At 67.1% G+C, this 25,037-nt stretch carries 28 protein-coding genes; 20 read left to right on the forward strand and 8 right to left on the reverse strand.

Annotation, left to right across the window (positions count from 1 at the left end; genetic code table 11):
* Positions 1-48 precede the first annotated feature (48 nt).
* From TL10_RS02855 to TL10_RS02865, 3 genes are read left to right on the forward strand one after another with little or no spacing between them, the layout of a single operon-like run.
* The gene (locus tag TL10_RS02855; protein WP_267884318.1) at positions 49-966 is read left to right on the forward strand and encodes a crotonase/enoyl-CoA hydratase family protein; all 918 of its coding nucleotides are present in this window, start codon (positions 49-51) and stop codon (positions 964-966) included.
* Between the two features lie 14 nt (positions 967-980).
* Positions 981-1,697, forward strand: coding sequence for a PaaX family transcriptional regulator C-terminal domain-containing protein (locus tag TL10_RS02860; protein ID WP_110788946.1), 717 nt, complete (start codon positions 981-983; stop codon positions 1,695-1,697).
* Positions 1,694-2,458, forward strand: coding sequence for a crotonase/enoyl-CoA hydratase family protein (locus TL10_RS02865; protein ID WP_043984436.1), 765 nt, complete (start codon positions 1,694-1,696; stop codon positions 2,456-2,458). Before TL10_RS02860 ends, TL10_RS02865 begins: the two co-directional genes overlap by 4 nt.
* 9 nt (positions 2,459-2,467) lie before the next feature.
* On the opposite strand, the gene TL10_RS02870 is transcribed toward TL10_RS02865, so the two are convergent.
* Together TL10_RS02870 and TL10_RS02875 are read right to left on the reverse strand one after the other, a co-directional pair.
* Positions 2,468-2,902 carry a DUF3060 domain-containing protein gene (locus TL10_RS02870; protein ID WP_043984437.1) on the reverse strand — a complete coding sequence of 145 codons (435 nt, stop codon included), beginning with the start codon at positions 2,900-2,902 and terminating at the stop codon, positions 2,468-2,470.
* A 48-nt stretch (positions 2,903-2,950) separates the two neighbouring features.
* Positions 2,951-3,319, reverse strand: a complete 369-nt coding sequence (locus tag TL10_RS02875; RefSeq protein ID WP_052506287.1) for a DUF3060 domain-containing protein — start codon at positions 3,317-3,319, stop codon at positions 2,951-2,953.
* Between the two features lie 241 nt (positions 3,320-3,560).
* On the opposite strand from TL10_RS02875, the gene TL10_RS02880 reads away from it, so the two are divergent.
* The 9 genes from TL10_RS02880 to TL10_RS02920 all read left to right on the forward strand — a co-directional run bounded on the left by TL10_RS02880 (position 3,561) and on the right by TL10_RS02920 (position 12,804).
* A complete protein-coding gene (locus TL10_RS02880; protein WP_043984509.1) occupies positions 3,561-4,202 on the forward strand; it encodes a TetR/AcrR family transcriptional regulator in 642 nt (213 codons plus the stop codon).
* 15 nt (positions 4,203-4,217) lie between these two features.
* Positions 4,218-5,393: a SecDF P1 head subdomain-containing protein gene (locus tag TL10_RS02885; protein ID WP_052506288.1), complete on the forward strand. Its 1,176-nt coding sequence runs from the start codon at positions 4,218-4,220 to the stop codon at positions 5,391-5,393.
* A gap of 305 nt (positions 5,394-5,698) precedes the next feature.
* Positions 5,699-6,073, forward strand: coding sequence for a 30S ribosomal protein S12 (gene rpsL / locus TL10_RS02890; protein WP_020101371.1), 375 nt, complete (start codon positions 5,699-5,701; stop codon positions 6,071-6,073).
* On the forward strand, positions 6,073-6,543 hold the full coding sequence (rpsG, locus tag TL10_RS02895; protein ID WP_020101372.1) for a 30S ribosomal protein S7: 471 nt from the start codon (positions 6,073-6,075) through the stop codon (positions 6,541-6,543). The genes rpsL and rpsG overlap by 1 nt, the downstream gene beginning before the upstream one ends.
* Before the next feature lie 109 nt (positions 6,544-6,652).
* A complete protein-coding gene (fusA, locus tag TL10_RS02900) occupies positions 6,653-8,755 on the forward strand; it encodes an elongation factor G (protein ID WP_043401682.1) in 2,103 nt (700 codons plus the stop codon).
* An 89-nt stretch (positions 8,756-8,844) separates the two neighbouring features.
* On the forward strand, positions 8,845-10,035 hold the full coding sequence (gene tuf / locus TL10_RS02905) for an elongation factor Tu (protein ID WP_043401684.1): 1,191 nt from the start codon (positions 8,845-8,847) through the stop codon (positions 10,033-10,035).
* Between the two features lie 226 nt (positions 10,036-10,261).
* Positions 10,262-10,981, forward strand: a complete 720-nt coding sequence (locus TL10_RS02910) for a PP2C family protein-serine/threonine phosphatase (RefSeq protein WP_043401687.1) — start codon at positions 10,262-10,264, stop codon at positions 10,979-10,981.
* A 53-nt stretch (positions 10,982-11,034) separates the two neighbouring features.
* Positions 11,035-11,862, forward strand: a complete 828-nt coding sequence (locus TL10_RS02915) for an SHOCT domain-containing protein (RefSeq protein WP_043401689.1) — start codon at positions 11,035-11,037, stop codon at positions 11,860-11,862.
* A gap of 90 nt (positions 11,863-11,952) precedes the next feature.
* Positions 11,953-12,804 (forward strand): mycofactocin-coupled SDR family oxidoreductase, encoded by an 852-nt coding sequence (locus TL10_RS02920; protein ID WP_043402174.1) that lies wholly within the window; start codon positions 11,953-11,955, stop codon positions 12,802-12,804.
* 1 nt (position 12,805) lies between these two features.
* Here TL10_RS02920 and TL10_RS02925 read toward each other — a convergent pair whose 3' ends face one another.
* Genes TL10_RS02925 through ddaH form a run of 3 tightly spaced genes read right to left on the reverse strand, consistent with a single transcriptional unit; the run spans position 12,806 to position 15,711 of the window.
* Positions 12,806-13,582, reverse strand: coding sequence for a hypothetical protein (locus TL10_RS02925; protein WP_110788937.1), 777 nt, complete (start codon positions 13,580-13,582; stop codon positions 12,806-12,808).
* 9 nt (positions 13,583-13,591) lie between these two features.
* Entirely contained in the window at positions 13,592-14,839 is a 1,248-nt protein-coding gene (rocD, locus tag TL10_RS02930) for an ornithine--oxo-acid transaminase (RefSeq protein ID WP_043984439.1), read from the reverse strand.
* On the reverse strand, positions 14,833-15,711 hold the full coding sequence (gene ddaH / locus TL10_RS02935) for a dimethylargininase (protein WP_192830164.1): 879 nt from the start codon (positions 15,709-15,711) through the stop codon (positions 14,833-14,835). Before ddaH ends, rocD begins: the two co-directional genes overlap by 7 nt.
* A gap of 121 nt (positions 15,712-15,832) precedes the next feature.
* Between ddaH and TL10_RS02940 the strand changes: the two genes are divergently transcribed.
* The 3 genes from TL10_RS02940 to TL10_RS02950 all read left to right on the forward strand — a co-directional run bounded on the left by TL10_RS02940 (position 15,833) and on the right by TL10_RS02950 (position 18,712).
* Positions 15,833-16,297 (forward strand): Rv2324 family transcriptional regulator, encoded by a 465-nt coding sequence (locus TL10_RS02940; RefSeq protein WP_043402182.1) that lies wholly within the window; start codon positions 15,833-15,835, stop codon positions 16,295-16,297.
* 89 nt (positions 16,298-16,386) lie between these two features.
* Positions 16,387-17,562, forward strand: coding sequence for an NAD(P)/FAD-dependent oxidoreductase (locus tag TL10_RS02945; RefSeq protein ID WP_043984440.1), 1,176 nt, complete (start codon positions 16,387-16,389; stop codon positions 17,560-17,562).
* 73 nt (positions 17,563-17,635) lie between these two features.
* A complete protein-coding gene (locus TL10_RS02950) occupies positions 17,636-18,712 on the forward strand; it encodes a tellurite resistance/C4-dicarboxylate transporter family protein (RefSeq protein WP_043984441.1) in 1,077 nt (358 codons plus the stop codon).
* On the opposite strand, the gene TL10_RS02955 is transcribed toward TL10_RS02950, so the two are convergent.
* The 3 genes from TL10_RS02955 to mftR are packed head-to-tail and all read right to left on the reverse strand — an operon-like array spanning position 18,694 to position 21,167.
* A complete protein-coding gene (locus TL10_RS02955) occupies positions 18,694-19,968 on the reverse strand; it encodes a VOC family protein (protein ID WP_043984511.1) in 1,275 nt (424 codons plus the stop codon). The two genes, TL10_RS02950 and TL10_RS02955, sit on opposite strands and share 19 nt — an antisense overlap.
* Positions 19,969-19,970: 2 nt before the next feature.
* Positions 19,971-20,486: an RNA polymerase sigma factor gene (locus TL10_RS02960; RefSeq protein WP_043984442.1), complete on the reverse strand. Its 516-nt coding sequence runs from the start codon at positions 20,484-20,486 to the stop codon at positions 19,971-19,973.
* A gap of 48 nt (positions 20,487-20,534) precedes the next feature.
* Entirely contained in the window at positions 20,535-21,167 is a 633-nt protein-coding gene (gene mftR / locus TL10_RS02965; protein ID WP_043984443.1) for a mycofactocin system transcriptional regulator MftR, read from the reverse strand.
* 101 nt (positions 21,168-21,268) lie between these two features.
* Here mftR and mftA point away from each other — a divergent pair, with 101 nt between their 5' ends.
* The 5 genes from mftA to mftE all read left to right on the forward strand — a co-directional run bounded on the left by mftA (position 21,269) and on the right by mftE (position 25,030).
* Positions 21,269-21,364, forward strand: a complete 96-nt coding sequence (mftA, locus tag TL10_RS29955) for a mycofactocin precursor MftA (RefSeq protein ID WP_071287456.1) — start codon at positions 21,269-21,271, stop codon at positions 21,362-21,364.
* A gap of 26 nt (positions 21,365-21,390) precedes the next feature.
* Positions 21,391-21,756, forward strand: coding sequence for a mycofactocin biosynthesis chaperone MftB (gene mftB / locus TL10_RS02970; RefSeq protein WP_423136053.1), 366 nt, complete (start codon positions 21,391-21,393; stop codon positions 21,754-21,756).
* Positions 21,753-22,943 (forward strand): mycofactocin radical SAM maturase, encoded by a 1,191-nt coding sequence (gene mftC / locus TL10_RS02975; protein ID WP_043401704.1) that lies wholly within the window; start codon positions 21,753-21,755, stop codon positions 22,941-22,943. Before mftB ends, mftC begins: the two co-directional genes overlap by 4 nt.
* 2 nt (positions 22,944-22,945) lie before the next feature.
* Positions 22,946-24,121, forward strand: a complete 1,176-nt coding sequence (gene mftD / locus TL10_RS02980) for a pre-mycofactocin synthase MftD (RefSeq protein ID WP_043984444.1) — start codon at positions 22,946-22,948, stop codon at positions 24,119-24,121.
* A gap of 138 nt (positions 24,122-24,259) precedes the next feature.
* Positions 24,260-25,030 (forward strand): mycofactocin biosynthesis peptidyl-dipeptidase MftE, encoded by a 771-nt coding sequence (gene mftE / locus TL10_RS02985; protein WP_043401709.1) that lies wholly within the window; start codon positions 24,260-24,262, stop codon positions 25,028-25,030.
* The last annotated feature ends 7 nt before the right edge of the window (positions 25,031-25,037 follow it).

Genomic DNA, 25,037 nt, shown 5'->3' on the forward strand with positions numbered 1-25,037 from the left:
AAAACGCGCGTTTTGGACAGTTTTGCGTCTGCTCGCGGGAAGGCTGAGCTGGTGGATTTCGACAACCTGAAGACCATGACCTACGAGGTCGCCGACCGGGTCGCCCGGATCACGTTCAATCGTCCCGAGAAGGGCAACTCGATCGTCGCGGACACCCCGCTGGAATTGGCCGCCTGTGTCGAGCGGGCCGACCTCGATCCGAACGTGCACGTGATCCTGGTGTCCGGCCGGGGCGAAGGGTTTTGTGCCGGTTTCGACTTGAGCGCCTACGCCGACGGCACGGGAGCCGCCGGCGGTTCGGAACACCAGGGCACCGTGCTCGACGGCCACACCCAGGCCGTCAACCATCTGCCGAATCAGCCCTGGGATCCGATGATCGACTACCAGATGATGAGCCGGTTCGTGCGTGGCTTCTCCAGCCTGATGCACTGCGACAAGCCGACCGTGGTGAAGATTCACGGCTACTGCGTGGCCGGCGGCACCGACATCGCGCTGCACGCCGACCAGGTGATCGCGGCGTCCGACGCCAAGATCGGCTACCCGCCGATGCGCGTCTGGGGTGTGCCGGCGGCCGGGTTGTGGGCGCATCGCCTGGGTGACCAGCGCGCGAAACGCCTGCTGTTCACCGGGGATTGCATCACCGGGGCGCAGGCCGCCGAGTGGGGCTTGGCCGTTGAGGCGCCGGAGCCCGAAGAACTCGACGAACGCACCGAGCGCCTCGTCGCACGCATCGCGGCCATGCCGGTCAACCAGCTGATCATGGCGAAGCTGGCGTGCAACACCTCATTGCTGCAGCAGGGGATTGCGACCAGCCGGATGGTCAGCACGGTGTTCGACGGCATCGCCCGGCACACGCCCGAGGGGCACGCGTTCGTCGCCGACGCCGTCGAGCACGGGTTCCGGCAGGCGGTGCGGCACCGCGATGATCCGTTCGGGGATGCAGGCCGGGTTGCCTCCGGGGTCTGACATCGATGGCTGATCTGAAGCGGATGACCGCGCGGTCGGTGGTGCTCAGCGTGCTGCTGGGTGCGCATCCGGCGTGGGCATCTGCCGCTGAGTTGGTCCGGCTCACTTCGGATTTCGACATCAAGGAGCAGACGCTGCGGGTGGCGCTGACCAGGATGGTCAGCGCGGGCGACCTGGTGCGCTCGGCCGACGGCTACCGGCTCGCCGACCGCCTGCTGGCGCGGCAACGACGGCAGGACGCCGCCATCGACCCCAAGACCCGCCCATGGCATGGCGACTGGGTGACCGTCGTCATCACCACGGTCGGGGCTGATGCCCGGACTCGCGCCGACCTGCGAAACGACCTGTTGCAGAACAGGTTCGCCGAACTCCGCGAGGGCGTGTGGCTGCGCCCGGCCAATCTCGCCGGTGACCTCCCGGAAGAGGTCACGGCGAATGCCCGGGTGCTGACCAGCCGGGACGACGACCCAGCGGGGCTGGCCGCCGTGCTGTGGGATCTGCCCGCCTGGATCATCACCGCACGCCAACTGCTCGGCGAAATCGGCTCGGCACCAGATGTACCCGGCCGGTTCGTGGCGGCGGCCGCGATCGTGCGGCACCTGCTGGCCGACCCGGTACTGCCCGCCGAACTGCTCCCGGACGGCTGGCCGGGCACGCAGCTGCGGCAGGCCTACTCAGACTTCGCCGCCGAACTGACCGGGCGGCGCGACGAACCGATGGAGGCAATATGACCGAACCAGTGCGGGTCGAGAAGAACGGGCCGGTGACGACGGTCATCATCGACCGGCCCGGCGCCCGCAACGCTGTCAACGGGCCGACGGCGGCGGCGCTCCATCAGGCGTTCGACGATTTCGACCGCGACGATGCCGCGGCGGTCGCGGTGCTGTGGGGAGACCACGGAACCTTCTGCGCTGGAGCCGATCTCAAGGCGTTCGGTACCCCGGAGATGAACCAGACGCACCGGACGGGGCCGGGGCCGATGGGCCCGAGCCGGATGATGCTGTCCAAGCCGGTGATCGCCGCGGTCAGCGGCTATGCCGTCGCCGGCGGACTGGAGCTGGCGGTGTGGTGCGACCTGCGCGTCGTCGAGGAGGACGCCACCTTCGGCGTGTTCTGCCGGCGCTGGGGTGTCCCGCTCATCGACGGTGGCACGGTCCGGTTGCCGCGGCTGATCGGGCACAGCCGCGCCATGGATTTGATCCTCACCGGCCGCGCCGTGGACGCCGCCGAGGCGCTGCAGATCGGTCTGGCCAACCGGGTCGTGCCGCACGGGCAGGCCCGTGAGAAGGCCGAAGAGTTGGCCCACCAGTTGGCCGCGCTGCCGCAGTTGTGTCTGCGCGCCGATCGGCTGTCCGCGTTGCGGCAGTGGGGCGAATCCGAGGAATCCGCAATGGAATTCGAGTTCGCCAGCCTGGCGCAGGTGGCCGAGGAGTCGCTCGCGGGCGCGCAGCGGTTCGCCGGGGGAGCGGGCCGGCACGGCGCCACAGCGTGAGGGCTGTCGTTAGCCCTTGCTGACGGTGTTGCCGGTCCCGGTGTTGTTGACCTTCGGTGCCCCGTCCTTGTAGGTGACGGTGGCGTGCATGCCGACGACGTCGAGCTCCTGGTCGACCTTTTCGAAGGTCACCTTGTTGTCGGTGCCGCCGATGTTCGCCTTCGCGCAGGTGCCCTTGACGGTCAGCGTGTTGTTGGCGCCGCCCACGGTCAGCGATTTGCCGGTGCCGCAATCGATTTCCCGGGTGGTGCCCACCGCGCTGTAGTTGATGGTGTTGCCGACCTCGACCTGCGCCGTGGTCGGCGCCGCCGCCGAGGTGCCTGCCGTGCCGGCGGCGCTCGAGCCGGTGCCACCGGTCTTGTTGTCCTGCGATCCGCAGCCGGTCAGCACCAGCGCGGCAGCGGCGACGACGCCCGCCGCGATTGCGATTCGGTTGGGGTTCATGGGGTATCCCTCCCTGTCGGCGTTACCGGCACCTGGTGCGGGCCCCGGTCAGGGAATCTTGTTCAGCCGATTTCCCAAACCGAGTTGGCGCCCGATGTCGATGAGTGCCGGATCCCCATTGTGGAATATGACCGTCTGATTGAACCCGTAAGCGGTGACGTCATTGACGATCGTGTCGGCGATGATCGTGTTGGACGAGCCCTGGACGGTCACCGCCCAGCAGGTGCCGAAAGCGTTGATGGTGTTGCCGCTGCCATTGACGAAGAGGGTCCCACCGTGGCAGTCGATGGTCTGGTTGATGCCCTGGCCGACGATGTGGGTGTCGTCGTTGACCGCAGCGGCGTTCGGTGCGCCGACCGTGAACGGGACCGTCAGCAGTCCGGCAACCAATGCGGTTCCCCACGCTTTGCGACTCACGATGGTTCCCTTCGTTCTGGGCTGGCGATGGTGTGCGCCGTTGTTCGGCATCTGGGAGCCTACGTTGCGGAGTACGTGCTGCGGAGTAGGTTCGTCCGTTCTGTGGGACTCCCAATGAGACGCGGTTACAAGATTCGCCGAATTGGCGACGTATCTGCAGCGTCTAGAGGTTAGAGTCATTAGTTAACTGGCCGCGCCGCGGTCGATGGAACCCAAGATCGAACACCGGAGGATCGGGCAGATGGCACCTCGGCCAGAGTCGCAAGCGGTTGGGGATGCCCGACCGGCTGCGCCGACACGGTCGCGGGCGACTGCACGCACCACCAAGCTCAGCCGGGACTCGATCGTGGCCGCGGCCCTGACGTTCCTCGACCGTGAGGGCTGGGATTCGCTGACCATCAATGCCCTGGCCAACCAGCTGGGCACCAAGGGCCCGTCGCTATATAACCACGTGCAGAGCCTCGATGACCTGCGCCGCACGGTCCGGATGCGCGTCATCGACGACATCATCGGCATGCTCAACACCGTCGGCGAGGGCCGCAGCCGCGACGACGCGGTGATGGCGATGGCCAGTGCCTACCGCAGCTATGCCCATCACCATCCGGGCCGGTACTCGGCGTTCACCCGGATGCCGCTGGGCGGCGACGACCCGGAGTACACCGCGGCGACGCACGCGGCGGCCGGGCCGGTGATCGCGGTCCTGGCGTCATACGGACTCGACGGCGAGAACGCCTTCTATGCGGCGCTGGAGTTCTGGTCGGCACTGCACGGTTTCGTGCTGCTGGAGATGACGGGTGTGATGGACGGCGTCGACACCGACGCGGTGTTCACCGACATGGTGGTGCGACTGGCGCGAGGGATGAACGAGCGCGACTCGGCTTGATCAGGGGAGCGCGTGATGTCTGACGACCACAGCGGGTGGCAGCCACCGCAACCGCCTCAGTCACCGGAAACGACGCCGGGTTTCCTGCCGCCGCCCGCACCCCCGCCGGGCTACCTGCCGCCGGAGATGGTGCCCGCATGGCCGCCGCAACCCGTCGCCGCGCAGTCCGGCGTACCCCGCTGGCTGGTCGCCCTGGTCTTGGCGGTGCTGGTACTGAGTTATGGCGCGACGGTGTTCTTCACCAAGGACATCTGGCGCGCCGGCGAACCCCGGCCCGTCGTCCAGGCGTCGTTGCAGATTCAGCAGCAGCCAGGAACGGCACCGACGCCGGACGCGCTGGCACAGACGCGCAAGGTCGTCGAATCGCGGCTCGGGCACCTCGGCGGGCACGACGTCGCCGTCGGGCTGGACGGGAACACCCTCAAGGTCACCGCGACCGACGTAACCGAAGCCCAGCTACGGGGCGTCACCGCCACGGGCCGCCTCTATATACGGCCGGTGATCCACGCGATCCCCGCGCAGCCCGACCCGACGCACCCATCGCCGTCGCCGCAGACCCCGCAGGTGGCCGACAGCCAGCGCATCGCTGACGAGAAGGCACTGCGGCAGAGTGCGCAACCACAGATCCAGCTGCTGGCGCTGCAGTTCCAGGCGACCCGTTGCGATCAGCCGGATCAGCTGGCCGACCACGACGACCCGAATCTGCCGCTGATCACCTGCTCCGACGACCACAAACAGGTGTATCTGCTGGACAAGTCGATCATCGGCGGCGACCAGATCAAGGACGCCTCGGCCCGCCAAGGTGGGCAGCGCGGCGACTACGTCGTCTTCGTGACCTTCGACGACAAGGCCGCCGATATCTGGTCGACGTTCACCAGCGCCAACATCGGTGCCAGGGCCGCCTTCGCCGTCGACACCCAGGTGGTCAGCGCGCCGGCGCTGCTGGAGCCCATGACGACCGGACGCACCCAGATCCATGGGCAGTTCACCGCTGATTCGGCGAAGTCGTTCGCCGCGGTGGTGGCCGTCGGTGCCCTGCCGTTGCCGGTATCGGTGCGGTCGGTGCAGGCGAAACAGATCGCCCCATCGTTCTGGTCGGTGCCTCGGATCGCGGTTCTCGGCGGCGGGGTGGTGGTGATCTTCGCGGTCATCCTCGGAGTCGTTCTGATGAGCCGACGGGCGTTCCGCTAGCGATAAGGTGTTGGTCACCGTCCTGGCCGAACCGCCCTGACCTGCGGTTTGAGTCCTCTGGGCGAGTTTGGATCGTGGCGGTCCGTACTGGTATCGTGGTGGTTCGTGCCTGGCCGACTGGGCGCTTGCATTCATTGTGTTTGTAGGCAAGCCTGCACGCCGGGCCAATTCGCATGTCCGTGGTGCACCGCAAGGTATGTACCTGGCCTCGTGCGACACGCCCGGACGCGGGGTATGCGATCGGACGAAAACAGCAGTACAGAGTCTTAAACCGCAGTACGACACGCAATAGAGAAAGCCGATAGATGCCAACCATCAACCAGCTGGTCCGCAAGGGTCGCCACGACAAGACCGCCAAGGTCAAGACCGCGGCGCTCAAGGGCAGCCCGCAGCGCCGTGGTGTGTGCACCCGCGTGTACACCACCACCCCCAAGAAGCCGAACTCGGCTCTGCGCAAGGTCGCCCGCGTGAAGCTGACGAGCCAGGTTGAGGTCACGGCCTACATCCCGGGTGAAGGCCACAACCTGCAGGAGCACTCGATGGTGCTCGTGCGTGGCGGTCGTGTGAAGGACCTCCCCGGTGTGCGTTACAAGATCATCCGCGGCTCGCTGGACACCCAGGGTGTGAAGAACCGCAAGCAAGCACGCAGCCGCTACGGCGCCAAGAAGGAGAAGAGCTAATGCCACGCAAGGGCCCCGCGCCGAAGCGGCCGCTGGTCAACGACCCGGTCTACGGTTCGCAGCTGGTTACCCAGCTCGTCAACAAGGTGCTGCTGGACGGCAAGAAGTCGCTGGCCGAGCGCATCGTCTACGGCGCCCTTGAGCAGGCTCGCGAGAAGACCGGCACCGACCCCGTCGTGACGCTGAAGCGCGCCATGGACAACGTCAAGCCGTCCCTCGAGGTCCGCAGCCGCCGCGTCGGTGGCGCGACCTACCAGGTGCCGGTTGAGGTCCGTCCGGACCGTTCGACCACCCTGGCGCTGCGCTGGCTGGTCAGCTTCTCGAAGGCTCGCCGCGAGAAGACCATGGTCGAGCGTCTGGCCAACGAAATCCTGGACGCCAGCAATGGCCTGGGTGCCGCCGTCAAGCGACGTGAGGACACCCACAAGATGGCCGAGGCGAACCGGGCCTTCGCGCACTACCGCTGGTGACTCAATCGCCGGCCGCCAATGCCGGCGGCCGGCGCATCTGATTCACAACTGACCGCCCTCCCGGGCGACGCGGATTCACCAAAGCAACTGAAAGAGTGGGAACCTAGCCGTGGCACAGGACGTGCTGACCGATCTGAACAAGGTCCGCAACATCGGCATCATGGCGCACATCGACGCCGGTAAGACGACGACGACCGAGCGCATCCTCTTCTACACCGGTATCTCGTACAAGATCGGTGAGGTCCACGACGGCGCCGCCACGATGGACTGGATGGAGCAGGAGCAGGAACGTGGTATCACCATCACGTCCGCTGCCACCACCTGCTTCTGGAACGACAACCAGATCAACATCATCGACACCCCGGGCCACGTCGACTTCACCGTCGAGGTGGAGCGTTCGCTGCGCGTGCTCGACGGTGCCGTTGCCGTGTTCGACGGCAAAGAAGGTGTGGAGCCGCAGTCCGAGCAGGTGTGGCGCCAGGCCGACAAGTACGACGTCCCCCGCATCTGTTTCGTCAACAAGATGGACAAGCTGGGCGCGGACTTCTACTTCTCGGTCCAGACCATGAAGGACCGCCTGGGCGCGAACGTCATCCCGATCCAGCTGCCGATCGGCTCCGAGGGCGACTTCGAGGGCATCGTCGACCTGGTCGAGATGAAGGCCAAGGTCTGGCGCGGCGAGACCAAGCTCGGTGAGAAGTACGAGACCATCGACATCCCGGCCGATCTTCAGGAGAAGGCCGACGAGTACCGTCTCGCCATGATCGAGGCCGTCGCCGAGACCGACGACGAGCTCATGGAGAAGTACCTGGGCGGCGAAGAGCTGACGATCGATGAGATCAAGGCCGGTCTGCGCAAGCTGACCGTCACCAGCGCCGCCTACCCGGTGCTGTGTGGTTCTGCGTTCAAGAACAAGGGTGTGCAGCCCATGCTCGACGCGGTCATCGACTACCTGCCGACCCCGCTGGACGTCGCGGCCGCCGAAGGCCACGTCCCGGGCAAGGAAGACGAGATCATCTCGCGCAAGCCGTCCGCCGACGAGCCGTTCTCCGGCCTGGCGTTCAAGGTTGCGACGCACCCGTTCTTCGGCAAGCTGACCTACGTCCGCGTCTACTCGGGCAAGGTCGACTCCGGTGCTCAGGTCATCAACTCGACCAAGGGCAAGAAGGAGCGTCTGGGCAAGCTGTTCCAGATGCACTCCAACAAGGAGAACCCGGTCGACTCGGCTGCCGCCGGCCACATCTACGCGGTCATCGGCCTCAAGGACACCACCACCGGTGACACCCTGTGCGACCCGAGCAACCAGATCGTCCTGGAGTCCATGACCTTCCCGGACCCGGTTATCGAGGTGGCCATCGAGCCCAAGACCAAGAGCGACCAGGAGAAGTTGGGTACGGCGATCCAGAAGCTCGCCGAAGAAGACCCGACCTTCAAGGTGCACCTGGACCAGGAGACCGGCCAGACCGTCATCGGCGGCATGGGCGAGCTCCACCTGGACATCCTGGTGGACCGCATGCGTCGCGAGTTCAAGGTCGAGGCCAACGTCGGCAAGCCGCAGGTCGCCTACCGTGAGACCATCCGCAAGGCCGTGCAGAACGTGGAATTCACCCACAAGAAGCAGACCGGTGGATCGGGCCAGTTCGCGAAGGTCATCATCAGCATCGAGCCGTTCGTCGGCGAAGATGGTGCGACCTACGAGTTCGAGAACAAGGTCACCGGTGGCCGCATCCCGCGTGAGTACATCCCGTCGGTGGATGCCGGTGCGCAGGACGCCATGCAGTACGGCATCTTGGCCGGCTACCCGCTGGTGAACCTGAAGCTGACGCTGCTCGACGGTGCCTACCACGACGTCGACTCGTCGGAAATGGCCTTCAAGGTCGCCGGTTCGCAGGCGCTGAAGAAGGCTGCGTCTGCGGCGCAGCCCGTCATCCTGGAGCCGATCATGGCGGTCGAGGTCACCACGCCCGAGGACTACATGGGCGACGTGATCGGCGACCTGAACTCCCGCCGTGGCCAGATCCAGGCCATGGAGGAGCGCAGCGGCGCACGTGTCGTCAAGGCACAGGTTCCGCTGTCCGAAATGTTCGGCTACGTCGGCGACCTCCGGTCGAAGACCCAGGGCCGGGCAAACTACTCCATGGTGTTCGACTCGTACGCCGAAGTTCCGGCGAACGTGTCGAAGGAGATCATCGCCAAGGCGACGGGCCAGTAGTCTCTGACCCGTTCCGCTGCGGCGGACGACACAACTGAACACATCAACACTGCTTAACCAAGCACCAACAAGTCCAGGAGGACACCACAGTGGCGAAGGCGAAGTTCGAGCGGACGAAGCCGCACGTCAACATCGGGACCATCGGTCACGTTGACCACGGCAAGACCACGCTGACTGCAGCAATCACCAAGGTTCTGCACGACAAGTACCCCGATTTGAACGAATCGCGTGCGTTCGACCAGATCGACAATGCGCCCGAGGAGCGTCAGCGCGGTATCACCATCAACATCTCGCATGTTGAGTACCAGACCGAGAAGCGCCACTACGCCCACGTGGACGCCCCCGGTCACGCTGACTACATCAAGAACATGATCACCGGTGCTGCTCAGATGGACGGCGCAATCCTCGTGGTCGCCGCCACCGACGGCCCGATGCCGCAGACCCGTGAGCACGTGCTGCTCGCTCGCCAGGTCGGCGTGCCCTACATCCTGGTCGCACTGAACAAGTCCGACATGGTCGAGGACGAGGAGCTCCTGGAGCTCGTCGAGCTCGAGGTCCGCGAACTGCTGGCCGCTCAGGACTTCGACGAGGACGCCCCCGTGGTCCGCGTCTCGGCGCTGAAGGCGCTCGAGGGCGACGCCACCTGGGTGAAGTCGGTCGAGGAGCTCATGGAGGCCGTCGACGAGTCCATCCCGGACCCGGTTCGCGAGACCGACAAGCCGTTCCTGATGCCCGTTGAGGACGTCTTCACCATCACCGGTCGTGGCACCGTGGTGACCGGTCGTGTCGAGCGTGGCGTGATCAACGTCAACGAAGAGGTCGAGATCGTCGGCATCCGCCCGACCACGACCAAGACCACCGTCACCGGTGTGGAAATGTTCCGCAAGCTGCTCGACCAGGGCCAGGCCGGCGACAACGTCGGTCTGCTGGTTCGTGGCATCAAGCGCGAGGACGTCGAGCGTGGCCAGGTTGTGGTCAAGCCCGGCACCACCACCCCGCACACCGAGTTCGAGGGCAGCGTCTACATCCTGTCCAAGGACGAGGGCGGCCGCCACACGCCGTTCTTCAACAACTACCGCCCGCAGTTCTACTTCCGTACCACGGACGTGACCGGCGTGGTTACCCTGCCCGAGGGCACCGAGATGGTTATGCCCGGTGACAACACCGACATCTCCGTCGTGCTGATCCAGCCGGTCGCCATGGACGAGGGTCTGCGTTTCGCCATCCGTGAGGGCGGTCGTACCGTCGGCGCGGGTCGCGTTACCAAGATCATCAAGTGATCTAGTTTTTCCAAGCGGAGCGCCGCTCACCCGAAAGGGTGGGCGGCGCTTTGCTTTTGCGTCGCCATCGTCGGCGTCGACTCGGCGGCTACGGCGCACCACGGTGAGTCCGGAGCGCCGCCGGCGAAGTCTCACCGGAGAGAAAGCGGTGTCGGCGCTCGGTAGTTGCGGGCAAGATGGCAGGATCGTTCGCGATGGAGGGGAACGCGATGAGGGGTGGCCTGTCGTGCGGGTGAACGTGCGGGCATTCACCGACACCGGACTACGTCGGAAGCGCAACGAAGATGCGGTGATGGTCGGCGGCTGGGTCAGCCAGACGCACAACGGTGTGCTGGTGGACATGCGGATGCAGCCGGGGTCCCCGTTCGTCTGCGCGGTGTGCGACGGCATGGGTGGGCACGTCGGCGGTGATGTCGCGAGCCGGACGGCGCTGAGCATGATCGCGACCATGTCGCCGGGCTGGACGGGTGGCGATGACATCACGTCGTCGCTGTCGTACGTCAGTGACTGGCTGTACGACATGGGCCGCGACACCGAGCTGGCCGGGATGGGCACCACCATCGCCGGCGTCTGCCTGACGGCCGACGAGGTCATCGTCTTCAACGTCGGGGACAGCCGGGTGTATTCGGTCGCCGGTGAGACGTTGACGCAGGTGTCGGTCGACGACGCCGTGCTCGACGCGGCGGGCCGGCCCACCAACATCATCACTCAGTCACTCGGCCAGGGCGTGCCGATCGCTGCCCACCTGACCGCGACGCCGCTGCAGCCGGGTAGCTACCTGATGTGCTCGGACGGGGTGCACGGTCAGATGGAGCATCACGATCTGCAGGCGGCCACGGCGTGCAACGACCGGGGTGACGGTTCGGCCATCATCATCGGGACGGCCCGGGCCAACGGTGCCGCCGACAATTTCTCGTTCATCCTGTTGGACGTCCTCGCCGACTGACGCGACACTAGAGTCTCTCGCAGCGGTTCAGCTGATCAAGGAGCGTGGCTCGAATGTTGGTGCGTTACCTCAAGGCGCAGGCCCTGGTGCTGTTGTGTGGCGGGTTGGTGGGCCCGATCTTCCTGGCGGTGTACTTCTTCTCCGGCCAGGACGAACTGATGAAGTGGATGTTCTGGACCGGTCTGCTGGTCACGGCTATCGACGTACTGGTCGCGCTGGGGTTGGCGGGCTTCGGCCAGATGCGGTCGGCGGAGCGCGAGGAGCTCGAGGCCAGCGGCGTGCTGGGGCTGGCCGAGGTCATCGGGATCGGGGAGACCGGTACCCGGGTCAATGACCAGCCGCTGGTGAAACTGAATCTGCACATCACCGGGCCGCAGCTGGCTCCGTTCGAAGCGCAGGACAAGGTGCTGGCGTCGGTGAGCCGGTTGCCGATGATCACGGCCCGCAAGCTCGTCGTGATGGTCAACCCGGCCACCAACAAGTTCCACATCGACTGGGAGCGAAGCGCATTGGTGTCGGGCATGATGCCGGTCCGGCTGACCTCGGAGCAGGACGGCCGCACCTATGACCTGACCGGCCGCGCGGGCCCGATCATGGACATCCTGCAGATCCTCAAGTCCAACGGGGTGGCGCTCAGCGGGATCGCCGACCTGCGGTCGAATCCGGCGGTGCGCCAACAGGTGATGGACGTGGTGCGGCGCGCTACCGCCGCCGAGCGGGAGCCCGCGGCGGCACCGGTCGCGGCGCCGCCGCCCGTCGTGCCGCAGCCGGCCGCATCGACCGCACAGCGGCTGCAGGAGATCGAGACGCTGCGCGCGATGGGCACCATCAGTGAGGCCGAGTACACCGCCAAGCGCGCCCAGATCATCGCCGAGTTGTAGCCGGCGGGCCACCTTCGGGGAGCCACTAGAACGCGTTCTAGTTTTGCTGCTAGCGTGGCGGTGGATTCCGGCGTGATGAAGGGACTGGCAATGACGGCAGGCGGAGCACTCGAAGGCAAGGTGGCGTTCATTACCGGGGCTGCCCGTGGGCAGGGCCGGGCGCATGCCATCCGGATGGCACGTGAGGGCGCCGACATCGTCGCCATTGACATCTGCGGGCCCGTCTCGCACACCATCACCTACCCGATGCCGACGTCGGACGATCTGGCCGAGACCGCGCGACTGGTCGAAGCCGAGGGCCGCAAGGTGCTGGCCCGCGAGGTCGACATCCGCGACCTGGCTGCCCAGCAGCAGGTCGTCGCCGACGCGGTCGAGCAGTTCGGTCGGCTCGACATCTTGGTCGCCAATGCCGGCGTGCTGAGCTGGGGACGTCTGTTCGAGATGGACGAAGACCAGTGGGACAGCGTCGTCAACGTCAATCTGTCCGGCACCTGGCGCACCATCCGGGCCGTGGTGCCCGCGATGATCGAGGCGGGCAACGGCGGGTCGATCATCATCGTGAGCTCCTCGGCGGGCCTCAAGGCGACGCCGGGCAACGGCCACTACGCGGCCTCCAAGTTCGGCCTCGTCGGTTTGACCAACGCACTGGCCCTCGAGGTGGGCGAATTCGGCATCCGGGTCAACTCGATCCACCCCTACTCGATCATGACGCCGATGATCGAGCCGGAGGCCATGGGCGCGATCTTCTCCAAGTACCCGAACTACCTGCACAGCTTCGCGCCGATGCCGTACAAGCCCGTCGCCCACGACGGTAAGGCCGGTCTGCAGGAATTCATGACGCCGGAAGAGGTCACCGACGTGGTGACCTGGTTGGCCGGGCCCGGCGCGGGGACCATCTCCGGTTCTCAGATCGCCGTCGACCGCGGCGTCATGAAGTACTGAGTTACGGGGCCACCTGCCCGACCAGCACGTCGGTGAATTCCGTTGTGCCGCCTGACACTCTGATCGCGGGCCGGCCGCAGCCGGGTGCCAGCGTGCGCCGCACTGCGGATTTTCCGTCGAGGTCGACCGATACCTCGCCAGTCTTGGTGATCGTCACATCGATTGCGTGCCAGTCGTTGTCGAGCGGTGTCGGGATCGGGCCGGAGTCCGTATCGGCGGGACTGGCGACAGCGGTGAGGCCGAGGGCGTAGCCGCCCGTCGCGCTGCGAACGCGTCCGGTGAACCGCAGTGAGCACGCCGGATCGCCGGGTTGGATCAGGCCCGCCCACGCCGGCTTCGGGGTGTCGACGGCGTCGTGCGGGTCGAGGCGCACCGCGCGGCCGTCGTTGGTGAACGTGGCGTCGACACCGCCGACGCGGGTCCAGGTGTTGAAGTTCGTCGGCTCCGGCGGGTGAGTCGGCACGATGGTCAGGCCGCTGAACGGTGTCGTCGGCTCGCCGCGGGCCGCACCGTCGCCGCGCGAGAGTTTCGTGGCGACGACCGTGCCGCCCGCGACCAGAGCCATTACCGCCAGCACCGCGCCGCCGATGATCCACCATTTCCGCGCGCCGGACCGATGCGGTGGCCCCGGTTCTGTTGGGGCGTAGCGTTGTTGGTCGTCCACCCAGAGCGCCCATCCCGCTGGTGGCGGGGGCCACGACGGATCCGGCTGCCAGTCCGGGTCCGGTCGCCAATCAGGTGGAAACGGCGGCCAGTTGGGCGGCGGATTGAAGCGCATTCTATGGGTTTACCACCGCGGCGCCGGTGGCGCGGCCAGTGCCTCGGCGAATCGGTCCATCGCCCAATCGATTTCGGCTGCGGTGATCACCAGTGGTGGGGCGAACCGCAGGGTCGGGCCATGAGTGTCCTTGGCCAGCACGCCGCGCTCGGCCAGCCGCAGGCTGACCTCCCGTCCGGTGCCGACCGCCGGGTCGAGGTCGACGCCCGCCCACAGGCCCAGCCCGCGAACGGCGGTCAGGCCGTGCCCGATCATCTCAGTCAGACGGGCGTGCAGGTGCCGGCCGAGTTCGGTTGATCTGGACTGGAATTCGCCGCGCTGCAGCATGCCGACCACCGTGGCGCCGATCGCGGCGGCCAGCGGGTTGCCGCCGAACGTCGACCCGTGCTCGCCGGGGTGCAGCACGCCGAGTGCATCGCTGTCGGCCACCACCGCCGAAAGCGGCACGATGCCCCCACCCAGTGCCTTGCCCAGCAGGTAGACGTCGGGCACGACGTCCCAGTGGTCGCACGCGAAGGTGCGGCCGGTGCGGGCCAGGCCGGACTGGATTTCGTCGGCGATCATCAGCACGTTGTGTTCGGAGCACAGCGCGCGTACGCGCGGCAGATAGTCATCGGGCGGCACGATGATTCCGGCCTCGCCCTGGATCGGTTCGATCAGCACCGCGGCGGTGTTGTCGTCGATGACCGCCGCGAGTGCGTCGGCGTCGCCGAACGGAACCGAGCGGAAGCCTGGTGTGTACGGGCCGAAGCCCCGCCGGGCCGTCTCGTCATCGGAGAAGCTGATGATCGTCGTAGTGCGGCCGTGGAAGTTGTTGTGCGCCACAATGATGTTCGGATCGGTCAGCCCTTTGACGTCCCGACTCCACTTGCGCGCGACCTTGATCGCGCTCTCGACGGCCTCGGCGCCGCTGTTCATGGGCAGCACCAGGTCCTTGTCGCACAAGTGGGCGAGGGCGGCGCAGAACGGGCCCAGGCGGTCGGAGTGGAACGCGCGACTCACCAATGTCACGGTGTCCAGCTGGGCGTGGGCGGTCGCGAGGATCTCGGGATTGCGGTGGCCGAAGTTGACGGCCGAATACGCCGCCAGGCAGTCCAGGTACCTGTGGCCCTCGGGGTCGGTGATCCACACCCCATCGGCGGACGCGGCGACCACCGGCAGCGGCGCGTAGTTGTGCGCGGCGTAGCGGTTGTCGAGGTCGATCAGCTCAGCCGTGCCTCCGGATTTTTCCGGTGTTCCCGCAACGGCTTTCAGCATGACGTCGGGTACACCTCCAGCGTGCAGCATTTCACCGAGCCGCCGCCCTTGAGCAACTCGGACAGATCCACACCGACCGGCCGGAAACCGGCGGCGGCGAGTTGTGCGGCGAAGCCGGTGGCTGCGGCCGGGTGCACGACGTTCAGCCCGTCCGACACCGCGTTCAGGCCGAGCACGTGGGCGTCGGCATCCGCGACCTCGATGGCACCCGGAAACATCTTGCGCAGCAACGCCACCGACGTGGCGCCGAACGCCGGGGGATAGAACGCGATGGTGTCGTCATCGAGCACGGCGAGTGCGGTATCGAGGTGGTAGAAGCGGGGATTGACCAGCTGCAGGCTGGTCAACGGCAGACCGGACAGCTTGGCGACCTCGTCGTGCGACTGGCGGTCGGTGCGGAATCCATAGCCGGCCAAGATCTTTGAGCCGACGATCAGCAGGTCGCCCTGGCCCTCGTTGGTGTGCTCGGTGTACAGCGGGCAGTAGCCGTGGTCGAGCAGCCACCCGGCGTAGGCCACCGATTCCCCGGTCCGCTGGGGGTAGGTGAAGCGGGCGATGATGGCGACCTTCTCGAACCCGTCATCGAGGACCAGTCCGCCGTTGGCGGCGTACACCATGTCGGGCAGTCCCGGGATCGGGTCGACCAGTTGGACTGTGTGACCGAGGCTCCGGTAGGTCTGGACCAGGTGCTCCCACTGGCGCACCGCCAGTGCGGTGTCGACGCTGGCGGAGGTGTCCATCCAGGGGTTGATCGCATATTCGACGGCGAAATGCGTCGGCCGGGTCATCACATAGTGCCTGGGGCGGGCTACCCGGTCTGGTCGCCAACCTGAATTTGGTGTCGCCATCTTGACGACATCAGTAATCGTCATAATCCGATGGTAGGAGCACTTGTGCACGCAAGCAATCGATGCTTGTTGCGCGTGTGTAACAGATCTATTGTGTGATCACTCGCGATTCGGCAATCTATTGCGTGAGGGAGGTGTGCGGCCGGTGGAAAGCGTCGATGAGACGGACGAGCGCATCCTGGCCGAATTGGCGGACAACGCGCGCGCCACGTTCGCCGAGATCGGTGAGCGGGTGGGCCTGTCGGCGCCCGCGGTCAAGCGACGGGTCGACCGACTGCTCGCCACCGGCGTCATCCGCGGTTTCACCACGGTCGTCGACCGGAACGTGATCGGTTGGGGGACAGAGGCATACGTCCAGGTTTACTGCCAGGGCACCATCACGCCGGCCCAGCTGCGCGAGGCCTGGGAGGGCATCCCCGAGGTGGTCTCGGCCGCTACGGTGACCGGCACCTCCGACGCCATTTTGCATCTCCTGACCCGGGACATGAGGCACCTGGAGGCTGTGCTGGAGCGCATCCGCGGCAGCGCGGCGATCGAGCGCAGCGAAAGCATCGTGGTGCTGTCCAACATCGTCGAGCGCGGGGTACGGGGAAGCTGGGGGCAGGGCTGACCCCGAGTCGGCACTGCCTGGTGGTCTGCTGAGCAACCAAGCACAGGGTGGCCTACCTGGCACCGACAGCATCGTGTAAGAAAGCCCACGTGACTACAAACGGAGGCATCGTCATTGTCGGTGGCGGTCTGGCCGCCGCGCGCACCGCCGAGCAACTGCGCAAGGCCGAGTACGCCGGGCCGATCACGCTGATCAGCGATGAGGTCCATCTGCCGTACGACCGGCCGCCGCTGTCCAAGGATGTGCTGCGGGCCGAGGTCGACGACACGACACTCAAGCCGGCCGAGTTCTACGACGAGAACAACATCACGCTGCTGCTGGGCTCGGGCGCGGCCAAGCTCGACACCGGCGCCCAGACGGTGACCCTCGCGAACGGTGAGGTCGTCGCTTACGAGGAGTTGGTCATCGCCACGGGCCTGGTGCCCAGGACCATTCCGTCGCTGCCGGCCCTCGACGGGATTCGGGTGCTGCGTACCTACGACGAGTCGCTGGCACTGCGCGAGCACGCCGGTGCGGCCAAGCGCGCCGTGGTCATCGGCGCCGGGTTCATCGGGTGTGAGGTGGCGGCCAGCCTGCGCAAGATGGGCGTCGAGGTGACCATCGTCGAGCCGCAGCCGACGCCGCTGGCGTCGGTGCTCGGTACCGAGATCGGTGAACTGGTGGCGCGGCTGCACCGCGCCGAGGGCGTCGACGTGCGGTGTGGCGTCGGGGTGACCGGCGTGACCGGCACCGGCCACGTCGAGAAGGTGCAGCTGGCCGACGGTTCTGAACTGGACGCCGACGTCGTCGTCGTCGGGATCGGATCGCGCCCGTCCACCGACTGGCTCGAGGGCAGTGGCATCGCGGTCGACAACGGCGTCGTGTGCGACGCCGCCGGCCGCACCAGCGCCCCCAATGTGTGGGCCATCGGTGACGTCGCCTCCTGGCGCGACGGCGCGGGACACCAAGTGCGGGTGGAGCATTGGAGCAACGTGGCCGAGCAGGCGCGGGTCATCGTGCCGGCGATGCTGGGCCAGGATGCCACCGCCGCGGTCGTGGTGCCGTACTTCTGGAGCGACCAGTACGACGTCAAGATCCAGTGCCTGGGTGAGCCCAAGGCCGGCGACACCGTGCACATCGTCGAGGACGACGGCCGCAAGTTCCTGGCGTTCTACGAGCGCGACGGTGCGGTCAGCGGCGTCGTCGGCGGCGGCATGCCGGGCAAGGTCATGAAGAACCGGGCCAAGGTCGCGGCCGCGGTGCCGATCGCCGACGTCCTGGGCTGACGTTCTCCGCGATTTGTGCACGAAAGTCCGCGTTCAGCGCGGAAAATCGTGCGCAAATCGCGAGAATCAAAGCATGAGTTCTGACGCGCGGGCCGGTATCCGCGAGGCGGTGCGCACGCTCGAGCCCGGCTACTTCGCGCTGGTCATGGCGACCGGCATCGTGTCGACGGCGACGTGCCTGCTGAAACTGCACGCGTTGTCGGCGGTGCTGCTGTGGATCGCCGGCGTCGCCTATGCGGTGCTGGTGGCCGGCAACGTCGCGCGAATCACGGTGTTCGGTAACGATTTTCGGGCCGATCTGGCCGATCCTGAGCGCAGTTTCACGGTGTTCACCTTCGTCGCGGCGACCGATGTGCTGGGCGCCCGGCTGTTGCTGGACGGCCACGTCACGCCCGCTGGGTGGCTCGCGATCGTCGGGGGTGTGGCCTGGCTGGTCCTCGGGTACCTCATCCCGTGGACGGCGGTGCTCAGCCATCCGGACCAGCCGGCGCTGTCCCGCGTCAATGGCACATGGTTTCTCGCTGTGGTCGCCGCCCAATCGGTTGCGGTCATGGCCGCAGGGCTGCAGCCCCTGCTCGGCGACACGAACCGTCCGCTGGCCCTGCTGGCCGTGCTCTGCTGGTCGGTCGGCGTCTTCTTGTACGCGGCCGCGGGCATCCTGGTCGCGCTGCGGATGCTGACGTATCCCGTCAGTGCGCAGGAGCTCACCCCGCCGTACTGGATTGCCATGGGCGCCACGGCGATCACCGTGTTCGCGGGCGCCCGCATCGTCCAGATGGCCGACACCCCCGTGGTCGTGGCCACCCGCGGCCTGATCGCCGGGGTGGCCGTGTTGTTCTTCGCCTTCGGCACGTGGCTGATCCCGATGCTGATCGCGGCCGGTTTCTGGCGGCACCTCGTCCGGCGGGTGCCGCTGCGGTACAACACCGCGCTCTGGAGCATGGTGTTCCCGCTCGGGATGTACGGCGTGGCCGGGCACTATCTCGGACGGGCTGACGGCCTGCCCGCGCTGACCGACATCGGCGATCTCGCGAGCTGGATCGCCTTGGGTGCGTGGGTCTTGACGTTCCTCGCGATGTGTGGCGCGTTGGCCGCGAAAGCCCGCGGCAGGCGCGGACTTTCGCGGACTGATCAGAACGCGCCGAGGTAGAACCGGGCGCCCTGGTCGTCGGCGCACAGCGCTGACATCCCGTACGGCTGGCGCGAGGGTTCGTCGATGACGGTGCCCCCGGCCTCGCGGACCCGCGCCACCGCGGCGTCGACATCGGGCACTGTCCACATCGGGACGGCGACGGTCTGCGCGGCGCCGCCGGCCAGCCCGGACATCGGCTGGCACTCTTGCACCGCCCACCCGTCATCGACGCGGCCGGGCTCGAATGTCCAGGACAGCACGTGTCCGTAGAAGTCCTTGAATGCCGCTGAGTCGGCCACTTCGTGGGTCAGGTACGAAAGTTCGCCTGGCCCTGCACCGTTGAGCTCGGGCCGGGGAATGTCCGGCGTCGGCTGGAACACCGCGAAATCGGTGCCGAGCACGTCGGTGGCGTCGAGGGTCGCCCCCCATTCGTGGTTCTCCGGCGTGCCCACCTGTCCGCCCGCGGCCAGGATGGCCTGCCGCGCCGCGTCGAGATCGGCGACCGCGTAGCAGCAGAACACCGTCTGTGGGCCGGTGGTCTCGAAGATGCCGGTGTGCATTCGGTTGCTGGTCACCTTGCGCGTGTCCGGGTCGTAGGTCCAGCCCAGCACGTGGCCGTAGAAGGCGGCTGCCCGCTCGGCGTCCGGCGTCTGCACCGATATGTAGCCGATGTCGCCGTGCCGGATCGGGACGACGGCGCCGGGGTCAGGACCGGTGAGCATCCAGCGGTGACCGAATGGGTCGATCACCACCGCGGTCCGCGCGCCGTGGGCATCGTACGGTTCTCGCTGCACCTGCGCGCCGCCTTGCCTGGCCTGTGCGAGGGCGGCGTCGGTATCCGGCACCGCCAGCATCAGGCTCACCGAAACAGATTGGGGTGCCGGTGCTTTCAGTCCGAGCTCCGGGAACTCGTCGGCCAGGTAGAGCACGCCGCCGGCCAGCGCCAGCTCGGCGTGGCCGATCCGGCCGTCGTCCATGACGATCGGTTCGCCGACGACGACGGCGCCCAGGGCGTCGCCGTACCAGGCGATGGCGGCGCGCGCGTCGGCGACGGCCAGGTAGGGCAGGGCCGCCGGCCGGGGCACCGGGGCCGCCGCGGTGGCGGGTGCGTTCAGGTCGGCGATGGCGGTGTCGGTTCCACTCATGACAATTCCTTTCGGGAGGCTGACGGCGGCCTCCAAGCGCGCCCGCAGCCGGGCCGCGAAGGCCGGGTCGGGCTGCACGGGGAGTTCACCGCCGGCCAGGACCGTCAGCGGGTCGTGACTGTTGTGCAGGGTCATGACGCACCTCCGTCCTGGTATTCGGTTCGGAATGCCCGCCGCGCCCGCACCAGTAGGGCTTCGGTGGCGTGCACGGTGCGTCCGATCAACTCGGCGCATTCGGGCACGGGGCGGTCATCCAGATATCGCAGCGTCAGCACCACGCGGTGCTGTTCGGTCAGCCGGGCCAGCGCGGCCTCGGCGACCAACCGGTCCAGCTCGGCGTCCCAGTCGTCGAAAGGCTCTGCGGGCTCGGGTGTTTCGGGTACGGACACGGTGAAGCGGTCGTGCCTGCGGCGGTAGTGATCGGCCAGCTTGTGCCGGGCGACGCCGATCAGCCACGGCACCGAGATCACCGGCGGTGCCGTACGACGGGCAGCGTCCATCGCCGCCAGAAACGTCTCCGACGTCAGGTCTTCCGCGGTGCCCCGATCACCGCAGCGCCGCACGAAGTACCCGTAGACCACGGGCAGCGCCGAGTCGTACAGCGCCAGCAGCGTCTGCGGAGCATCACCGTCTGATTCGCCGCTCACACCCTTATCGTCGCGTCGGGCGGCCGTTTTCCGACGCCCTCGCCGAAATTAGATGGAAATCAGTCCTTGGCGGACGATGTCGAAGGCTTGGCCCAAGGCATCGGGCAGCGAGACGGTCTCGTCTGCCAGCCATTGTTCGTAGGCGGTCAGCGCCACGCCGAGCACCGTCCACGCCACGGTCTGCGGCACGAGTTCGGTCGGTTTGGCGTCCAAGCGGCGCGCGACGAAGGAGGCGATCACGCCGCGCCAGCCCGCGTACATCGTCATCGAGTAGGCCTGCAGCGCGTCGGTCTGCAGGATCACCTGCATCCGGCGGCGGTGCCGGGGTGTCTCGGATTCGTCAAAGCTGTTGAATTCCAACAGTGCTGACCGCAGCGCGGCGTCCAGCGGCACGTCGTGGGGGACGGCGTTGAGCAGGTCCCGCAGATTGGTCAGACTCGCGTCGAAGTCGGCCCACGGGATGGCATTCTTCGACGAGAAGTAGCGGAACAGGGTGCGCCGGGAGATGCCGGCGGCATGGGCGACGTCGTCGACGCTGACGTCGTCGAAGCCGCGGGTGGCGAACAGCTCGAGCGCCACATGGGTGATGTGGTCGCGCGTGGTGGAGCGGCGCCGGCCCACCCGGCCGTGCTGTGGAACGGCCCCGGCGTCGCGCTCGGGAGGCTCCGATTCGGTCCTCATCAGACCCGCCCTTCCTTTTCGGCACTCGATGCCATATTCTTGCGACTTGGATCACAGTTGTCGAGTACCGGCAACTGCCACGGTAGCGAAAGGGGCGATCCATGGACTCGAATCAGCAGGTTGAGACCGGTACCGAATTGGTCACCGAGACTCTGGTCGAAGAGGTCTCGATCGACGGTATGTGCGGGGTCTACTGACCGTGTCTGCACCAGCCGCGGCCCGGATGGAGTCAGCAGGGGCCGAAACCTCGGACCCGCCGGCAGGGGCCGGATTGCCGGCTCCGCCGGCGCTGGCCTTCGATCCTGACCGCGGCTGGCGCCTGCACCACCAGGTCGCCGTCCGCCCCGAACCATTCGGTGCGCTGCTGTATCACTTTGGTACGCGCAAACTTTCGTTCCTGAAGAACCGCATCATCGTCGAGATCGTCAACACGCTGGCCGACCATCCGGACGTCCGCAGCGCCTGCCGCGCCGCCGGCATCGACGATGACCAGCAGGGGCCGTATCTGCACGCGTTCGGCGTGCTGGTCCAGTCCAAGATGCTGATCCCGGCAGACCAGAACAGCCCAGAAGGATCCACCGCTTCATGACCGCAACGGCACCCGTGCCCCGGCTGATCGAGCAGTTCGAGCATGGCCTCGACGCGCCCATCTGCCTCACCTGGGAACTCACCTACGCCTGCAACCTGTCCTGTGTGCACTGCCTGTCGTCGTCGGGCAAGCGCGACCCGCGCGAGCTGAGCACCCAGCAGTGCAAGGACATCATCGACGAGCTCGAGCGCATGCAGGTGTTCTACGTGAACATCGGCGGCGGCGAGCCGACGGTGCGGTCGGATTTCTGGGAGCTCGTCGACTACGCCACCGAGCATCACGTCGGCGTCAAGTTCTCCACCAACGGTGTGCGCATCGACGAGGCCGTCGCTGCCAAGCTCGCCGCGAGTGACTATGTGGACGTTCAGATTTCGCTCGACGGCGCCACCGCGGAGATCAACGACGCAGTGCGCGGCCCGGGTTCGTTCGCCATGGCCATTCGGGCACTGGAAAACCTGAAGAACGCGGGCTTCAAGGACGCCAAGATCTCGGTCGTGGTGACCCGCCACAACGTCGACCAGCTCGACGATTTCAAGGCCCTCGCCGACAACTACGGCGCCACCCTGCGCATCACCCGGCTGCGTCCGTCCGGCCGCGGCGCCGACGTGTGGGACGACCTGCACCCCACCGCCGAGCAGCAGGTCCAGCTGTACAACTGGCTGGTCGCCAAGGGTGAGCGGGTGCTCACCGGTGACTCGTTCTTCCACCTGTCGGGCCTCGGCGAGCCCGGCGCGCTGGCCGGCCTGAACCTCTGCGGCGCCGGTCGTGTCGTCTGCCTGATCGACCCCGTCGGCGATGTGTACGCGTGCCCGTTCGCCATCCATGAGCGCTTCCTGGCCGGAAACATCCTGAGCGATAACGGTTTCCAGCACGTCTGGCAGGACGCCCCGCTGTTCCGTGAACTGCGGGAACCGCAGTCGGCCGGTGCCTGCGGCAGCTGTGGGCACTACGACAGCTGCCGTGGCGGCTGCATGGCGGCAAAGTTCTTCACGGGTCTGCCCATGGACGGCCCGGACCCCGAGTGCGTGCAGGGCTTCGGCGAGCCCGCGCTGGCACTCGACCGCGACAAGCCCAAGTCGCACCTCGACCACTCCCGCAGCGGGGGCCGCAAAGGACCCGTCCCGCTCAAGCTCCTGGCCATGCCGGCCAAGGCTCCGCAAAAATTCTGTAACGAAAGTCCGCTCTGATCATGGCTCGTGATACCTGGTTCGAAACCGTCGCCATCGCGCAGGAGCGCGCGAAGAAGCGGCTGCCCAAGTCCGCCTACTCCTCGCTGATCTCGGCGAGTGAGAAGGGTTTGACCGTCGCCGACAACGTCGCGGCATTCGGCGAGCTCGGCTTCGCGCCGCACGTCATCGGCGCGCTGGACAAGCGCGAGATGGCGACAACGGTTATGGGTCAAGAGATTTCACTGCCCGTGATTATCTCTCCGACCGGCGTGCAGGCGATCAACCCCGACGGCGAGGTCGCCGTCGCCCGCGCCGCCGCGGCCCGTGGCACCGCGATGGGCCTGTCGTCGTTCGCCAGCAAGCCGATGGAAGAGGTCATCGCGGCGAACCCCAAGACCTTCTTCCAGATCTACTGGCTCGGCGGCCGTGACGACATCGCCGCCCGGGCCGAGCGGGCCCGCGCGGCCGGCGCCAAGGGCCTGATCGTCACCACCGACTGGAGCTTCAGCCACGGCCGGGACTGGGGCAGTCCCAAGATTCCGGAAAAGATGGATCTCAAGACCATCATCAAGATGAGCCCCGAGGTCATCACCAAGCCGCGCTACATGTGGACCTGGGGCAAGACTCTGCGTCCGCCCGAGCTGTCGGTGCCCAATCAGGCCATCAACGGCCAGGCCCCGCCGCCCTTCTTCGACGCCTATGGCGAGTGGATGGGCACCCCGGCGCCGACCTGGGAGGACATCGCCTGGCTGCGCGAGCTGTGGGGCGGGCCGTTCATGCTCAAGGGCGTCATGCGCATCGACGACGCCAAACGTGCTGTGGACGCGGGTGTTTCGGCGATCTCGGTGTCCAACCACGGCGGTAACAACCTGGACAGCACCCCGGCGTCGATCCGGGCGCTGCCGGCCATCGCCGAGGCCGTCGGCGACCAGATCGAGGTTTTGCTGGACGGCGGTATCCGCCGAGGCAGCGACGTGGTCAAGGCGCTGGCGCTCGGTGCCCGTGCGGTGATGCTCGGCCGGGCCTACCTGTGGGGGCTGGCGGCCGAGGGACAGGCCGGCGTCGAGAACGTGCTCGACATCATGCACGGCGGTATCGACTCGGCGCTGCGTGGTCTGGGCAAGGGCTCGATTCACGACCTCGGGCCGGACGACATCCTGGTGCCGGAGGGCTTCACCCGGCGGCTGGGCGGCTAACGCCGCTGGGCGCCGGCGCCTGATTCGACGGGTCCGCTGATACGTGCGGTGCTGACGTGGCTGCCGTGATGGTCAATGGGGTCTTGACAACCGCGACAATTTGACCATCCGCTACGAATTGTTGCGTATACGGCAACAATTGGCGCACAGCGGGCAAATTCGGCTTACCATCGGCGGGTGCCTTTCCCCAGCGAGCTCGGGAACTCGACGTCGAGGCAGTTGCAATCCATGCAGCCTTCGTTGATCGTCCCGCTTGGTTCCACCGAGCAGCATGGGCCGCACCTGCCGCTGGATACCGACACCCGGATCGCTGAGGCGGTGTCGCGGTCCGTGGCCGCGCAGCTGCGTGAGTCGACGCCCGGCGTCGGTCAGCCCACGTGGCTGGTGGCGTCTGCCATCAGCTACGGCGCGAGCGGTGAGCACGAGAGCTTTCCCGGCACCATCTCGATCGGCCTGGCGGCGCTGGAGCATTTGCTGGTCGAGTTCGGCCGGTCGGCCTGCAACTGGGCCGGCCGGATCGTGTTCGTCAACGGTCACGGCGGCAATGTGGCGGCGCTGACGGCAGCGACCACGCTGTTGCGGGCCGAGGGGCGCGATGTGACCTGGTGCCCGTGTACGGCCGTCGGTGCCGACGCCCACGCCGGCCATACCGAAACGTCTGTACTGCTGCATCTTTCACCGGCGGACGTCTGGGTCGACGAGAGCGTCGTCGGCAACACCGCGCCGTTGCCGGAGCTGCTGCCGGCATTGCGCAGTGGCGGAGTGGCCGCGGTCAGCCCGGTGGGGGTGCTGGGCGATCCGACGACTGCCACCGCGGACGAGGGGTCCCGTATCTTTGCAGAAATGGTCGGGAGCTGTGTGCGCAGGATCGGCACGTGGCAGCCCGGCCCGGGGGGAATGCTCGCGTGACGGGGGT

This window comes from Mycolicibacterium llatzerense (assembly GCF_000878195.1).
Classification (GTDB): Bacteria; Actinomycetota; Actinomycetes; order Mycobacteriales; family Mycobacteriaceae; genus Mycobacterium; species Mycobacterium llatzerense.